Below are 16426 nucleotides of genomic sequence, written 5' to 3' on the forward strand. Positions count from 1 at the left end.
GGTTATACCTAAAATATAAAAATTTAGAAATGAATTTAAAATTGAAAATAGTATTAAGTCTAGTATTGGTAATTGCACTGCATAAAACCAATGCCCAACAAGACCCACAGTACACAGATTATATGTTTAACACGCTAACCGTGAATTCTGCTTATGCAGGTTCACGGGGGCATTTAACTGCCACGGGTTTACATAGAACGCAATGGGTTGGTTTAGATGGAGCTCCAACTACACAGTCGTTTAGTATAGAATCACCTGTTGGTAAAAATGTAGGTTTAGGTGTTGTTTTGGTTAATGATGAACTAGGACCTTCAGATGAGTTTTACTTAGATGCGAATTTCTCATACACCATTCCCTTAAATAATTACAGTAAACTATCTTTCGGTATTAAAGGAGGAGGTAGAATGCTTAATGTGAATTTTACAGATTCAAACCAACAAGAACCAGGGGAAAGTGTTTTTCAAGATATAAACAATAAATTTTTACCAACAGTTGGTGCAGGTGTGTACTGGCATAGTGAAACGAGTTACATTGGTTTATCGGTACCAAATTTTTTAACAGATGAACATTATGATGGGATTCAAAATGCTGTTGCGGCAGAACGATTGCATTATTTTTTAATAGCAGGAAAGGTATTCGATTTAAGTCCTACTGTTAAATTTAAACCCGCCTTTTTAGGTAAATTTGTAGTTGGTGCTCCAATTATAGCAGATGTATCTGCTAACTTTATGTTTAATGATGTTTTAAGACTTGGAGTTGCATACCGATGGGACGATTCTGTGAGTGGTTTATTAGGCTTACAATTAGGTCCAAAATTAATGGTTGGGTATGCTTATGATGCTACTACAACAAGATTAAAAAACTTTAACTCTGGAAGTCATGAAATTATGTTACGTTTCGAACTTAGATCTAGAGAAAAACAATTAAAATCGCCACGATTCTTTTAAAAATGAACTACATGAAAAATACAATTACACTTTTATTTTTATTCACAATAAGTATTTCTTTTGCTCAAAGTTCAACTAAAAAAGCTGACAAATTGTTCGATAGAATGTGGTATAAAGAGGCTTCGGTTTTATATGAATTAGAGCTTAATAAAATTGAAAGAAAAGATAAAGAATTTACAGATAGTAATGATTCAACATATGTTAGGCTTTTAAAGCGAGCAGGGGATTCGTACTTTTTTAATACAGATATGAAAAATGCCTATGTATGGTATGATAAGTTGATATCCAATTTTTATCCAAATGTAGATTCAGAATACATCTTTAGATATGCGCATGCATTAGAGGGAACAGGTAAGTATAGAGAAGCAAAACGCTGGATGAAAGAGTTTTCTAAAAGAACTATAGATAGCGATGATAGATCGGTTTTATTAGATCAAAAATTATTGACAGTTGAAGATGTTTTGGATATTCAACCCGGTTTCATTTTAAAGAACTTATCTACAAATACGAAGTATTCAGATTTTGGGCCTATGTATTATAAGGATCAATTAGTGTATTCCTCTGCTGTAGATTCTTCTAACTATCACACTAGAATTTACCATTGGAATGAACAGCCTTTTTTAAATATGTATTTAGGGAAAATAAATACTATAGGATCGGATGTGAAATTGATTGATGAATTTTCTAAAAATTTAAATACACGTTATCATGAGGCTACTTTAGCTTTTTCTCCAGACGAAACAAAAATTTATTTTACTCGTAATAATTATAACGGTAGTTTGCATAGAGATGATAAAGGCACAAACCATTTAAAACTTTATAGTGCGGAGTTGCGTAAAGATGAAGATAGTTTGCCTACATGGCAAAACGTAAAAGAATTACCATTTAATAGTGAAGATTATTCAGTAGGTCATCCAACAGTAAGTAGCGATGGGAAGTTGTTATATTTCGTTTCGGATATGCCAGGTTCTATTGGAGGTACAGATATTTTTGTTGTAGATATTTTAGATGAAAAAACAAATAGTAAAATACAAGATAGTACTTATACCGGTTATTCTAAACCAAGAAATTTAGGTGAAACGATAAATACTGAAGGACGAGAAATGTTTCCTTACATAACAGATAATGCACTGTATTTTGCATCTGATGGACATTTAGGACTTGGTGGGCTGGATGTTTATGAAAGTCGAATTATTGATTCTAATTTTCAAAAACCAGTAAATCTAGGAGCGCCATTAAATAGTGAGTTAGACGATTTTGGTTTTATTGTAAATGAAGAAAAAAACAAAGGCTTTGTATGTTCAAACAGATTAACAGGTAAGGGTGATGATGATATTTACTCATTTGTTCGTTTACCAAAAGAAGATGTTTTATGCGAGCAATTAGTTAGAGGTTATGTATCAAATGTAATTACAGGAGAGCGTATTGCAAACGTGAAAATGACTTTGTTTTCTAGTGATGGTAAAGAGTTAGAATCGACTACCACAGATATTGCTGGTGCTTATAAGTTTAATTCTGTTTTAGATTGCGCTACCAAGTTTAATGTTGTAGCAGCCAAAACAGGATATGAAACGAAAGAAAAACCAGTGTTAACTTTAAACGAAAATGGAGAAACCGTTGTTGCTTTAGGTCTTGAAACACTTAATGAATTAATTGTTGAAGAACAAGGTGTTTTAAAAATAAAAATAGGAATTATTTATTTCGATTTAGATAAATCCTTTATTAGAAACGACGCTTCTATAGAGTTGAATAAAATTGTTTTATTGATGGCGCAGTACCCTGAAATGGTTATAAAAATTGAATCTCATACAGATGCTAGAAATAGTGATGCATACAATTTAAGTTTATCCGATAGAAGAGCAAAATCCACTAGAGACTATATAGTAGGTCAAGGTATAAATGCTAGCAGAATTAAAAGCGCAGAAGGATTTGGTGAATCACAATTAATAAATCATTGTAAAAATGGAGTTAAGTGTAGCGAAAGTGAGCACCAACTTAACAGAAGATCCGAATTTATAATAGTGAAGATGTAGGTTGATTTTAAAATATTTCAAAATAAGAAAAGCGGATATATATTTATATATCCGCTTTTCTTATTTTATATGTTTATATATGCTGTCTAATAATTTTTTTTCATCAAAAGGTTTAGTGATAACAGCGTTAATACCGGCTTTTTTAAAACGTTTTAAATCTTCTTGAAAAGCTTCGGTTGATAGAAGGATAATAGGTGTTTTTTTATGCTCTTTTGATAAATTACGAACCGAAGTTGCTAAGTCTACAACCGAATAATCGTGTATTGTATTTGCTAATAATATCAAGTCGACTTCTTGGCTTGTTATATTAGGGATCAATTCTTCTCCTTTAGAAATTATATTTAGGTAGAAATCTCCAGTGGCTGCTAATATTTTCAAGAGGGTAAGTTGCATTAATTCCGAGTCTTCAACAAGCAGTATATTGCGCTTTACACCTAAATGTGGTAATTGATTTTTTAATAATTCCTGTTTTAAACTATCATTAAAAAGGGACTCGTTAATACTTATATTACATTTAAATTTGGTTCCTTCATTTATAGTACTTTCAACGGTAATATTACCATTCATTTCAGAAATAATATGTTCTGTTATTGAAAGTCCAAGTCCTGCTGTGTTTTCATTTTCAATTGTAGATTCAATTTTTGTAAACCTTTCAAAGATAAAATCTAATTTGTTAGGAGGAATACCACAACCTGTATCTATAACTTCAATTTGGATATTAGCTTTTCTGGCTCTAATATAATTAAGTGATACCTTTAAGTCTATAGAACCATGGTTAGTAAACGTTATGGCATTGCTTAATAGATTTTCTATAACTTGTTTTAACCTCGCAGAATCCCCTCTAAGGTAATCAGGAAGACGCTCATCAATAGAAATATTAAACTTAAGAGATTTGTTAGATGCGAGAATTTTGTATGCCGAAACAATATCTTTTAATATTTCTTTAAAATTAAAAACTTTGTCAACTAGCTTAAGTTTACCAGATTGTATTTTAGAGATGTCTAGAATGTTTTCAATTCTATCTTTTAAATCCTTATTTGAAGATAGAACAATCCCTAAATAATTTTTTTGTTCATCGTTTAGCTGATTGTTTTTTAGAAGTAATTTACTAAAAATTAAAGAAGCCGTAATCGGGTTTCGAAGCTGGTGGCTAAAATTTGCAATAAAGTTATTTTTAAAAGTTTCTTTTTCTAGTAAGTATTCGTTCTTTAATTCTAATACTTGAGAGTTTATAATAGATTCATTTCTAGTTTGAGCAGCAAGTTGATAGTTACTGTAGTGCTTTGTTAAGTCCTCAATAATTACGAGGTTTTCGTTTTTGTTTTGTGAATGTATTGTAACATCTGTAATAAAAAGCAGATCTTCAAAATTTAGATTGATGCAAGAAAAATCAAAACGCTCGTTTTCGATTAACAATAAGCTGCTTAATATTTCAAAAAAAGGATGGCTATTTTGTAATAAATCGTTTTTTTTAACGGGTAAGATGGTCTCATCAGATTCTAGAATGCATCCAGAGTCATCGACTAAAATGTATTGAAAATTATTTTTATGAAATTTTTTTTTATAAGCTTCTAACATGATTCTAAATTAATGCGTTAGCTAATTTAGCAAATAGAGTTTCAACTTTACTACCAGTTTTCGCGCTAACAAATAAATCGACTAAAGAGTCGAAAGTATCGCTGTATTGCGTTAAATATGTTTTGTTTACCAGATCCATTTTGTTACCCACTACTTTGATAGGGATGTTTGGGTAATTTTCTTTTAAAAAATTTAGCTCGTCAGCAAGGTTTTCAAAAGTTACGGGTCTAGATAAATCGAATACGTATATAAAGCCGTGAGTTCCTAATAAGTAAGAAGAACGTGTTTTTTTTATGTCGTCTTGCCCTTCCAAATCCCAAATAATTAGGGAAATAGATTCTTTATCAGTTACTTCAATTGTCTTTTTAGAAATATGAACACCAATAGTAACTTTATATTCTTCAGAAAAAGTATTTTGAACAAAACGTCTAATTAATGATGTTTTACCAACGCCAAAATGACCTATTAATACAATTTTTTTAGATGCTGTCATTTTCAAAGAAATCTTCTAGTTTTTTAGTTAATAAAATTTTATTGTTTAAAATACTGGGTACCTTTTGTTTATTTATGAATTCAAGAATTTTATCTTCCAATTTATCTTTGAATATTATATTATAAGCCCCAGAAACAACAACGGCCATATAAAATGAAGAAAAATTTTGGAGGTGAATATGGTAAAGATCATATTCTATGTATTGCAAATTTTGACTTTCTTTTTTAAAAGCATCTTCAACAAAACTCTTAATAGCGGTTAGCATACCAGCTACCATATCTTCATCGGCCATTTCATCTTTCGAAAATTCTGCTAATACAATTCCAGAACCTTTTTCAATAATAATTACCTGTTCTATTTTTGTATTGGTTTGTTCTTGAATCATTATGTCAGATTCATCAACACCCGATGCTTTAGATTTTGCTTTTCTAAAAAAACGTTTAAATGAAAAAGTATTATTTACTTGATTATTTATTTTTTCAGAAAGTAATTTCATTTCATGTTGTACATAACGCTTAACCATTTTTCCTAATATTGGAAAAAGTGCTTCAACAACAGCATCTTGCGAGTTTTTAATTTCTTTTTTTAAAGCTTCTGTAATTGTTGCCCCGAGCCTATCAGGCATTTCGTTTATAAATGCTGTTATTTTCTCGTCAATAATAGGGTCTATCTTGGTCGATAGGTTTTTATGATTATTAAGAGTCTCTTCAAGTATTTTAATTTTTTTCTCAATAGATGAGGCAAATTCTCGCTCATCATTAAGCAAAATATCTTTAATGATACTTAATTTTTCATCTTGATTCATTTAAGAAAATATATTTATTCACTTATATTTTTACCTAATTTGATAAAAAGCTCACTTAATAATTTACGATCAATCTTTTTATTATCAAGATTTTCTAGCTTATCATTTACGGAGTTTTCAAGATCGGTAATTCTAATGTTTACATCTGTACTAAGAGAATCAATATTTTTTAAAAGTTCAGATTCTACAGCGCTAATTAAATTTTGAAGTTCTTCTTTCTTAGCTAAAATATCAGTTTTTAAAGCCTCAAATTCCGAATCGTAAGCCTGAATATTATCTCCAAAAATAAGCTCCTTAATGGCATCAATTTTTGAAGTGGCATTTTTAGATTTGCCATTCAAATGTTCTTCAGTCTCTACTTTTACGTGTTCTTTCATTTTCGGGAGTGTTTGCTATTAATACAAAAGTAATCTAAAATGGATAAAAATTATTGGATTTTGAGTTTTTTTAGAATAACCGATGCCTTAACTAAAGAGAAATAATGGGTTGATGTATAAATTGTAAGATAGTAATATGTTTAAAAGAATAAGTGATTTATCACTTATTATTAATTTAATGACTATAAGTATGAGGTTTTTTAGTTTAAGTAAATACTTTCTTATTGGGTGTTAAAAATGCTGAAAGGAACTCTAATATTTATTTTTTTTGAAGATTACTTAGGGGAGTTCTATTTATGGATTTGAAAAACTTAAGGGCGTGTTGTTTTAATTGTTCTTAATCTCAGTTTTGTGAATTAAAAGATTGGTTTTGTTTAATCAATTTCCGAAGAAATAGCATGTTTTTGTTTAGCTAATTAATCTCATCTCTAATAGGTTGAGGTGTGTAATGGAGAGTTTGGTGTAAAGGAAAAGCATTTAGGGCTAAAGAAGATTAAAACACCAAAAATAAATTGTTAGAATATAAGTGGTTTTATTAAGAAAGAAATAATAATTTTTCTCAAAAGAACATTTTTTTTGATAGAGGCGTATTATTTTCTATATTTGACTGCTCGTACTAAATCGAACTGTTTAAATATAGAATAATAGCCTGAGTTTTAATTATTAGTTTAAACAAGAAAAATGCAGAAATCCTATTTTAGCATCCCTCTTTCGTTACCGTTCCATATTGTAGCATTAAATGCTACCTTTTATTTTTTTATACCGGAAACTTATGGAAATGGTTTAGAAGGTATTATTTATTACAATTTAGCATGGTTCCTTACTACACATTCTATAAATTTTTATGCAACTGTAAGACGACAAGTATTTACTATTAAAGCCAAAAGTTTCTTTACACTATTTGTGTTATATGGGATGGCATTTTTTGCTTCGTTTACTTTCTTTGGGTTCAAGGATTACAGTCCACTGTATCTCATTGCAGTATATGCGTTCTTTTGTGCTCAAATACTAATTTTACGCATGTTCTTTCATTGGGCAAGAAAAATTTATCTTTCTAATACAGTGAACAATACTAAAGTAATTGTAGTGGGATGGGATAAAAATCTAAAAAAGGTACGTGCCATTTTTGATAACCCAGAGCACGAGTATGAATATGTAGGTTTTTTTGATAATAAAATATCTAAAAGTCCTACTTATCTAGGGCCTATTGAAGACTGTTATAAGTATATTTTTGAAAATGATATTAGTGAAGTGTTTTGTATAGCCTCAAGTTTATCAAAAGAAGAAATTAAGAGTCTCATGCAAATAGCCGATAATAGTTTTAAGCGTATTAGAATCATTCCTGATAATAAAGAAATGTTCTCGCGTGCCATGTCCATTGAATTGTACGGTACAGTCCCAGTGCTAAACCTAAGAGCATCACCTTTAGAGTTGGAATATGCCAACTTTGTTAAGCGGGTATTTGATATTGTATTCTCCATTGGAGTTATTTTATTTGTTCTTTCTTGGTTGGTGCCGGTTGTATATATATTACAAAAATTTGATTCTAAAGGTCCTCTATTTTTTAAGCAGAAGCGAGACGGGGTGAATAAGAAGACTTTTTTATGTTATAAATTTAGGTCAATGACCGAGACTAATGAAAGTGATAGTAAAATGGCTACTAAGGGAGATATGCGTATTACTCGATTAGGGAAAATTTTACGAAAAACCAGTATTGATGAGTTGCCTCAGTTTTTGAATGTGCTTAGAGGGGATATGAGTGTTGTAGGACCTCGACCGCATATGAAATTGCATACGGAGGAGTTCCAAAGCACTGTGGACAAATACTTGGTAAGGCACTTTTTAAAACCTGGTATTACAGGTTTGGCGCAGGTAAAGGGGTATCGAGGAGAAATTATAGATAAATCTGATATTGTTAACAGAGTACGTTATGATATTTTTTATATGGAAAAGTGGTCCTTTAAACTAGATCTAAGAATAATCTATCTAACTGTTTTTAATGCCTTAAGTGGAGAAGAGAAAGCTTATTAATTGTTCTCTCTATTTAGAGATATATTATTAGTTTATTTTTAATGTGCGTAATAAGCATTATGCTTAAATATTCTTGGTGTTTCTTAATCTTAAATTCACTACATCTAACGTTTGTTCTTGAAACTCATCAACAAGGCACTAATAACTAGTTTACCGCTTAGGGCAGTTTCTTGAGCTTTAGCTAATATTATTGCTGGCGAAGAAACATGAACACAACTGATACCTTCAGTTCTAAAAGTAATACCCTTATGTTTATTGTTTTTATTGATGAAATGATCTCGTGTATACTCATTAACCAGATAGTTGTCCATACCATTATCGGTTAAAAAAATCCGGCGAAATAGAATCATTAAACTATTATCAGGCCAATTAATTACTACGCCGTTAATTTCTATATAATATTTTGGTTTTTTCAATATACTTTTTATTTTAAAAATTGCTTTCTACATTGTTTCTATACTGTTTAACTTATGCCTATTTCAGGATGTGGTAACATTTGAATAAGGGAAAAAAGATTAAAACGATATTCTATTCTTTTAATAAAAAGGAGTAAGGTTTAGAACGGTTTATATAATATTCTTCTTGTACCATATTGTTAAGTATCGAGTAAGCGAGAGGGTTTAACACCGATATAGCATCATTTGTTGTACACCTTGTTTAATTTGTGTTAAATTTAGAATCTAACATTCTCTAATTTGCTTTTAAATTTAGGTGATATTCTATTTTATTAAAATTAATTATTTTAAAATAAAAAAGAATGTAACTTAGTAAATAGAAACAGGCATACATGAGTTTAAATAGAACCTTTTATTCTTTTATTATTTTATTCTTTTTTAGTCTTAATTTTTGGGGCCAAAATATAGATCGAGATTTTAATTTTGTTAAAATCAAAGATGGAATATCCAAAGTTGGAATTTACTCAGTTTCACAAGATCACTATGGTTTTATTTGGATATGCACAAATGGTTCTGGTTTGTACAAATTTGACGGAATTGATTATACCTCTTATAAATTTAAAGTAGATGATTCAACATCTTTAAGTAGTAATTTAGTTTTTACTTCTTATATAGATAAATCTAATCGGTTATGGATAGGAACCGAAGATGGTTTAAACCTTTACAATCGAGATTTAGATCAATTCGAAAGAATTAATGCTGGAAACTTTGGAGAAACAAGTGTCTCGGTGTTAAGCATTCACGAAGATAATAATAATAACCTTTATGTTGGTACTGGACAATTGGGGTTGCTAAAAATGAATTTAGAAACCTTCGAAATTATTTCTATTCCAGATAGAAGTGGAGTTGTTCCTGCTATTAATAGTATAAAGTCTAGTAAAAATGGAACTATATTTCTTGGCACTAGCGTTGGTCTAAGAATAGTAGATACTGAAACTAATAAAATAATATCACCTAAGATAGATAAAGGGGTTGGAGAGATTGATTTATCGGGTCCGGTTCAATATTTACATCTAGATGATGATGTTCTTTGGGCTGGTACATATAGCAAAGGGCTTTATAAATATACTTTTAAAGATATAAGTATAAATACTTTTTCAAGTTATGAAATAAGCAATAAGCGAATATTAGCTATCGTACAATTGCCAGATAGTTCCTTACTTGTCGGAACTGAGAACGATGGTTTGTTTCATATGTCAAACACGGGATCCCTAATTAAAAATTATATATACAAAAAGGAAGATGGAAAAAGTATTCTTTCCAATTCAATATGGTCATTGTTTATTGATAATGATCAGCGAATTTGGATGGGGTATTATAACTCAGGTGTTGCTTTAAGCGATGATTTGTTTGATAAGTTTAAAAACATCGAAAGTTTAACTAATAATAAAAACACACTACAAAATGGATCTGTAACCGGATTTGTTAAATCAAAGAATGGAGATATATGGATTTCCATGGATGGTGGGGGTATTGATATTTATAATTCAAAGGAATCAAAGATTAGGCATGTCAATATAGATGCTGATGACTATTTTTCGGGATTAACAAGTAATTATATTCAAACCCTTTTTATAGATAGTAAAGAAAACATATGGGCAGGTAGTTGGGATAACGGTATTTATCTATTAAGGAAAGGTGCTAAAAAATTTGAAAATATCAATATTCAAAGTTCAAATGGTAAATTAAAATCGAATGCAATATTAAGTTTTGGTGAGGGGCTTGATGGTGATATATGGATAGGAACTTTCTATGCAGGTGTTTATTCATATAATTTAAAAGAGAATGAAATAAAGCATTATAATTCAAATCAATTTACCAATTATAGCATACCAACTAGCGACGTTAGAAAAATATTAGTTGATTCTAATGGAAGTATTTGGCTTGGAACTACAGAGGGACTTTTTGTTCTAAAAAAAGGAGATAATGCAGAGTTATATCTTACGTCGTTTAGAGAACAAATGTTTAAATCTTATAATAATCATAAAAGTACAGGGCATATTCTTTCTTTATTTGAAAGTTCTGATAATTTTTTATGGATAGGAACTCGAGGAGCAGGACTTTGCCGTTACGATATAACAAATAATGAGTTTAAATGGTTTAATGAATTAAATGGTTTTAAAGAAGATAATGTAGCGAGTATTTTGGAATCTCAGAATGGTGATTTATGGATTAGTGGTAATTCTGGGCTAACAAAATTCAATACAAAAGATTATCAAACAACTAGTTTTACTGTTAATGATGGTTTATTGTCTGATGATTTTAATTTTAATGCTGCTTTAAAGGATGACGATGGAACCCTCTATTTTGGGAATTATAAAGGCATAGATTATTTTAATCCAGAAGAATTGGTGCTTAATGAACGTGTACCAATATTGTATTTAACAGGGTTTAAATTATTTAATTCTGATGTTATTCCTAATAATGAAAATTCGCCACTTCAAAAAGTAATAACTGAAACTAAAAGTTTAGAGTTAAAACATACACAATCTGTATTTACTATTGAATTTACAGGCATAAATTTTACCAGACCAGAAAAAAATCAATATGCTTATTATTTAGAAGGTTTAGAGGAATCATGGAACTATGTTGGAAATCAAAAAAGTGCTACTTATACTAATTTAGATTATGGTGATTATATTTTTAAATTAAAAGCAGCCAATAATGATGGTGTTTGGAACGAGGTGCCATTAACCTTAAAGATTAAGATGTTGCCACCTTGGTGGAAAACTAAAATAGCAGTTGTTTTTTATTGCCTATTATTTTTTCTTGGAATATTTTTATTAAACAAAATTACCCAAAGTAGAATTAAGGAGAAGGAAGCTATTATAAACGAACGCATGCAGCGTGTACAAGAGGATAAATTAAATGAAAAGAAAATTCAATTTTTTACTAATATCTCTCATGAATTTAGAACACCACTTACATTAATTATAAATCCATTACAAGACGTATTAAAAGATGCTAGTTTAAATCTTCCTTATACAGTAAAAGAAAGGCTTAACGTAGTTTATAAAAATACAGATAGGCTTTATCGATTAATAAATGAATTAATGGACTTTAGGAAATTAGAGTTGAATAAAGTTAATATAAAAGCAGAGCAGTTTAATCTCGTAGATTTTTCAAAAGATATGGTAAGCTATTTTAAAGAGGAAGCTTACAATAGAAATATATGCCTTAGTATAGATGCCGATGTTCCCGATTTACAAATATGGGCAGATCAAAGTATGTTAGAAAAAATTATTTTCAACTTATTATCAAATGCATTTAAAGTAACACCAGATAGTGGGGCTATAAGTATAGATGTTTTATCAACAGATAAACTTGTTTTATTACCTCTGGTTGATGAGGTTAACCCAACTAAAACCATAGAAATTAGAGTCTCCGATACAGGTCCTGGGTTAGAAAAAGATCAATTAGATAAAATTTTTGAAAGATTTTACCAAGTAGATAGGCTTAACAAAACTTATTATGGAGGCACAGGGATTGGGTTGGAAGTTGTACAAAGCTTCGTGGCTTTGCATAAAGGGAAAATTGAAGTAGAAAGTAGTATAGGGCAAGGCACAACTTTTAGAATATTTTTACCTGAAGGGAAAGCTCATTTTAACAAAAACGAATTATCTAGTGCAGTAGTAATAGAACCTTCGCAGAATAAAAAGAAAAGATTCCTTTTAAATTTCAATGAAGAAGAAAAAACAGATAAGGTAGAATATGAGACTTTTTCTAAATCAAAAACCTTATTAATTGTTGAGGATAGTGCAGAATTAAGAAATTATTTAAAACGGGAATTAAAAAACACTTTTAAAGTTTTGGTGGCTAAAAATGGTGTTGAAGGATTAAGGGTTGCAAAAGAGTCGAGCCCAGATATTATAATAACCGATGTTATAATGCCAGAAATGAATGGGTTTGAATTTTGTAATAAAATTAAAAGTGATTTAAAAACGAGTCATATCCCCCTTTTAATGTTAACTGCAAAAACAAGAATAGAAGATCGTATTGAGGGTGTTGGTTATGGTGCAGATGCTTATATGGTAAAACCATTTGATATGCGATTACTTAAAATAAGGTTAATACAATTAATAAAAAGTAGACAATCTATTTTTGATAAATATTTTGGTGATGTTAGTGGTAAAGAGGAAAGTGAGAGTGCTTCTGCTATAGAAATTGATAAAGAGTTTATTCAAAAAGTACTTAAATATATAAATGCTAATATTAGTGATACAGATTTAAGTGTAGAGCTTTTAGCATCTCATGTAAGCTTAAGTAGAAGCAGGTTGTATAGAAAAATAAAAGGTCTTACTGGGCAAACGGTTACTGAGTTTATTAGAAAAGTAAGACTACAAAGAGCTAAGCAAATTCTTGAAAAAGGAAATGCTAACATTAGCGAGGTTTGTTTTAAGGTAGGCTTCTCTTCACCTTCATATTTCACAAAATGTTTTAAGGCTCATTTTGGTATTCTTCCAACAGAAGTTGAAGTTAAAGCGTAGTAAAAGTTTGTTTTAACGTATATACATTATCAATATTTTTGGCAGTATTTAATAAGCTGCGTAAGTTTTAAAATCTCAGGCTAAGATTTAACCTGAGGTTTTTTCAACTTAAATAGTGAAATTCTTCAATTAATTATAACAAAATATAGTGAGCTAAAGGTGTGTTTTGTTGAGCAAATCCCAATTCATGTTATAGCTAAGTGTATCGTTATTCATCTGTAAAACCGCTATTAGTAATTAATATATCGATATTTAGTATTTGGTTTCTTTACTTTATTCTCTTCGTAATTATTACAAATGGTGCTTCTTATATGTCAAATGTTGCGTAAACACTCTTTATTAAGCAGATTGGCAACATTTATATCACAGGTTGTTCATATTTAGCATCATTTAAGTAATGTCATTTTTATATTTGGATAAGGATGATAAGATAATATGGAACAATATAAATCGAAAAACAAGAAAGGTGTTAAGTCTAAACTGTTAAGAGAAGTACTACTAATAGCTCTTCTACTGCTACTTCTTATTTTAATCTTTAATTGTTTTTAGAATAAAACTAATGGTAAATAATAGATACATATTACAATTTTTATTTGTGCTGCTAGGTACATTAGTATTGATTTGGTCTTGTGGCTCAAGCAAAAAAACTTTTGCTTTTAAGTTTCAGAATGAAAGTTTATCAATTGAAGAAAGAGTTGATGATTTAATAAACCAAATGACTCTTAAAGAAAAGGTTTCTCAAATGCGTTTTGATGCGCCTGCTATCGATCGATTAGGTATCACGGAATATAATTGGTGGAACGAGTGTTTACATGGAGTAGCAAGAGCAGGAGAAGCAACGGTGTTCCCTCAAGCAATAGGTATGGGAGCAACATGGAATCCTTCGTTAATATTAGAAATGGGAGAAGCTGTATCCGATGAGGCTAGAGCTAAACATCACAGATTTGTTTCGGAAGGAAAACGAGGTATTGCTCAAGGACTAACATTTTGGACGCCCAATATTAATATTTTTAGAGATCCACGTTGGGGAAGAGGCCAGGAAACTTATGGTGAAGACCCATTTTTAACGAGTAGAATTGGTGTTAATTACATAAAAGGTCTTCAAGGAGATGATGATAAATACCTAAAGGTAGTTGCTACGGCTAAGCATTTTGCAGTACATAGTGGTCCAGAAAAATCAAGACATCAAGATAATTATCAAACATCTAATAAAGATTTATATGAAACGTATTTACCGGCATTTGAAGCAGCAGTAAAAGAAGCCAAGGTGCATTCTATTATGTGTGCTTATAATAGATATAGAGATGAGCCATGTTGTGGAAATAATTTATTGTTAAGTAAGATTCTTAGAGAGGATTGGGGGTTTAAAGGTTATGTGGTTTCAGATTGTTGGGCAATTAACGATTTTTGGCAACCTGAAAATCATGGTGTTGTAGAAACACCGGCAGAAGCTGGTGCTATGGCAATTAACAATGGTACAGATTTAAACTGCGGTAATGTATTTGATCCAAGTCTTAATGAAGCTGTATTAAAAGAACTTGTAGATGAAAATCAAATAGACATAGCTTTAAGTAGATTGTTTATAGCACGTTTTAAACTAGGAATGTTTGATAACCCTGAAAACGTTAAATGGTCAAAAATACCATATAGTGTTGTGGCTAGTGAAAAACATTTGGAATTATCTGAAAAAATAGCAAGAGAGTCCATGGTTTTACTTAAAAATGATAATAATATTTTGCCTTTAAAAAAGAATATTAAATCTATTGCCGTAATTGGTCCAAATGCCGATGCAGTACAATCTCTGTTAGGTAATTATCATGGTACACCTCATAATTATATAACTCCCCTAAAAGCAATTCGACAAAAATTGCCAAATACCGAAGTTAATTATGCTTTGGGTAGTGATATTGCCTCTGGCTGGTCAACATTTACGCATATACCAGTTTCGGTTCTTGAAAGTGAAAATAAATCGGGTTTGAAAGGTGAGTATTATACGAAATCAAATTTTGAAGGTGAACCAGTTTTAACACAAACGGACAGTGTTATTGATTTTATTTGGACGCCAAAACGGCCTATAAAAGATTTTAAATCCGATGTTTTTTCGGTACGATGGACAGGTAATATAATCCCCAAACAAACAGGTTTATATAGAATAGCACTTAAAGCTAGTAGTTACGGAAAACTATTTATGGGAGATTCTTTATATGCTGATTTTTCTGCAGATTACGAGCCAAAAACTGAGTATTTTGATATGGAACTTGAAGAAGGTAAAGCTTACCCTATTAAAATTGAATATCAAAATAGATTATCAGATCCGCAAGTCCATTTACTATGGGCAAAACTTAACGAGGATTTATTAACTCCAGCTATTGAAGCAGCCAAAAAATCGGAAATTGTTTTACTATGTCTAGGATTATCTCCTGAGATAGAGGGAGAAGAAATGCCCGTAGAGTTGGATGGTTTTGATAAAGGAGATCGTTCAAGCTTAAAACTTCCAAAAAACCAAATTGAACTCATGAAAAAAGTTCATGCTTTAGGCAAGCCAACCATTGTTGTTTTAATGAATGGTAGTGCTTTGGCCGTTAATTGGGCTGCGGAAAACGTTCCGGCTATTTTAGAAGCATGGTATCCAGGTGAGTTTGGAGGGAAAGCTATAGCAGATGTTTTATTTGGAGATTATAATCCAAGTGGCAGACTTCCAATTACATTTTATAAATCGGTTACAGATTTACCCGATTTTAAAAATTATAATATGGAAAACAGAACCTATAAATACTTTAAAGGAGCTCCTCTGTTTCCATTTGGCCATGGTTTAAGTTATACTAGTTTTGAATATGAAAATTTAAATATTCCAGAAAAGGTAAAACTTAATGATGCTATTAAAATTGCAGTTGATGTTAAAAACACTGGAGCTGTAGATGGAGACGAAGTGGTTCAGTTTTATCTAACACATGAGGATAAACAAGACGAATCTCCAATTAGAACTTTGGTAGGTTTTAAAAGAATTCATTTAAATGCTGGCGAAACCAAAACAGTAAATTATAAAATTGATGCAGATAAATATGCCTCAATAACATCCGAAGGAAAAAAAATAATAGAAACTGAAAATCTATTATTAAGTATTGGAGGGAAGCAACCTGGTTTTAAAGGAGTAGCTAGTGCCAAAACAACAGATGTTTTATCAAAACGAGTATTATTAATAAACTAATTTAATAACTTA

10 protein-coding genes are annotated in these 16426 nt (G+C 30.4%); 5 read left to right on the forward strand and 5 right to left on the reverse strand.

What is annotated here, in order from left to right; genetic code table 11:
- Positions 1-29 precede the first annotated feature (29 nt).
- Entirely contained in the window at positions 30-947 is a 918-nt protein-coding gene (locus GQR97_RS08935) for a type IX secretion system membrane protein PorP/SprF (RefSeq protein ID WP_158847573.1), read from the forward strand.
- An 11-nt stretch (positions 948-958) separates the two neighbouring features.
- The gene (locus GQR97_RS08940) at positions 959-2980 is read left to right on the forward strand and encodes an OmpA family protein (protein ID WP_158847575.1); all 2022 of its coding nucleotides are present in this window, start codon (positions 959-961) and stop codon (positions 2978-2980) included.
- A gap of 60 nt (positions 2981-3040) precedes the next feature.
- Here GQR97_RS08940 and GQR97_RS08945 read toward each other — a convergent pair whose 3' ends face one another.
- From GQR97_RS08945 to GQR97_RS08960, 4 genes are read right to left on the reverse strand one after another with little or no spacing between them, the layout of a single operon-like run.
- Positions 3041-4558 carry a hybrid sensor histidine kinase/response regulator gene (locus GQR97_RS08945; protein ID WP_158847577.1) on the reverse strand — a complete coding sequence of 506 codons (1518 nt, stop codon included), beginning with the start codon at positions 4556-4558 and terminating at the stop codon, positions 3041-3043.
- Between the two features lie 4 nt (positions 4559-4562).
- Complete coding sequence (locus tag GQR97_RS08950; protein ID WP_158847579.1) at positions 4563-5051, reverse strand: Rab family GTPase; 489 nt, start codon at positions 5049-5051, stop codon at positions 4563-4565.
- The gene (locus GQR97_RS08955) at positions 5038-5856 is read right to left on the reverse strand and encodes a cell envelope biogenesis protein OmpA (RefSeq protein WP_158847581.1); all 819 of its coding nucleotides are present in this window, start codon (positions 5854-5856) and stop codon (positions 5038-5040) included. Before GQR97_RS08955 ends, GQR97_RS08950 begins: the two co-directional genes overlap by 14 nt.
- Before the next feature lie 14 nt (positions 5857-5870).
- Positions 5871-6233 carry a fructose 1,6-bisphosphatase gene (locus GQR97_RS08960; RefSeq protein ID WP_158847583.1) on the reverse strand — a complete coding sequence of 121 codons (363 nt, stop codon included), beginning with the start codon at positions 6231-6233 and terminating at the stop codon, positions 5871-5873.
- Between the two features lie 681 nt (positions 6234-6914).
- On the opposite strand from GQR97_RS08960, the gene GQR97_RS08965 reads away from it, so the two are divergent.
- On the forward strand, positions 6915-8264 hold the full coding sequence (locus GQR97_RS08965) for an exopolysaccharide biosynthesis polyprenyl glycosylphosphotransferase (protein ID WP_158847592.1): 1350 nt from the start codon (positions 6915-6917) through the stop codon (positions 8262-8264).
- A gap of 104 nt (positions 8265-8368) precedes the next feature.
- Here GQR97_RS08965 and GQR97_RS08970 read toward each other — a convergent pair whose 3' ends face one another.
- Positions 8369-8680: a hypothetical protein gene (locus GQR97_RS08970; protein ID WP_158847594.1), complete on the reverse strand. Its 312-nt coding sequence runs from the start codon at positions 8678-8680 to the stop codon at positions 8369-8371.
- 371 nt (positions 8681-9051) lie between these two features.
- On the opposite strand from GQR97_RS08970, the gene GQR97_RS08975 reads away from it, so the two are divergent.
- Both GQR97_RS08975 and GQR97_RS08980 read left to right on the forward strand, forming a co-directional pair.
- Complete coding sequence (locus GQR97_RS08975; RefSeq protein WP_158847596.1) at positions 9052-13206, forward strand: two-component regulator propeller domain-containing protein; 4155 nt, start codon at positions 9052-9054, stop codon at positions 13204-13206.
- A 559-nt stretch (positions 13207-13765) separates the two neighbouring features.
- The gene (locus tag GQR97_RS08980) at positions 13766-16414 is read left to right on the forward strand and encodes a glycoside hydrolase family 3 protein (protein ID WP_158847598.1); all 2649 of its coding nucleotides are present in this window, start codon (positions 13766-13768) and stop codon (positions 16412-16414) included.
- Positions 16415-16426 lie beyond the last annotated feature (12 nt).

The organism is Algibacter sp. L1A34 (genome assembly GCF_009796805.1).
GTDB lineage: Bacteria > Bacteroidota > Bacteroidia > Flavobacteriales > Flavobacteriaceae > Algibacter.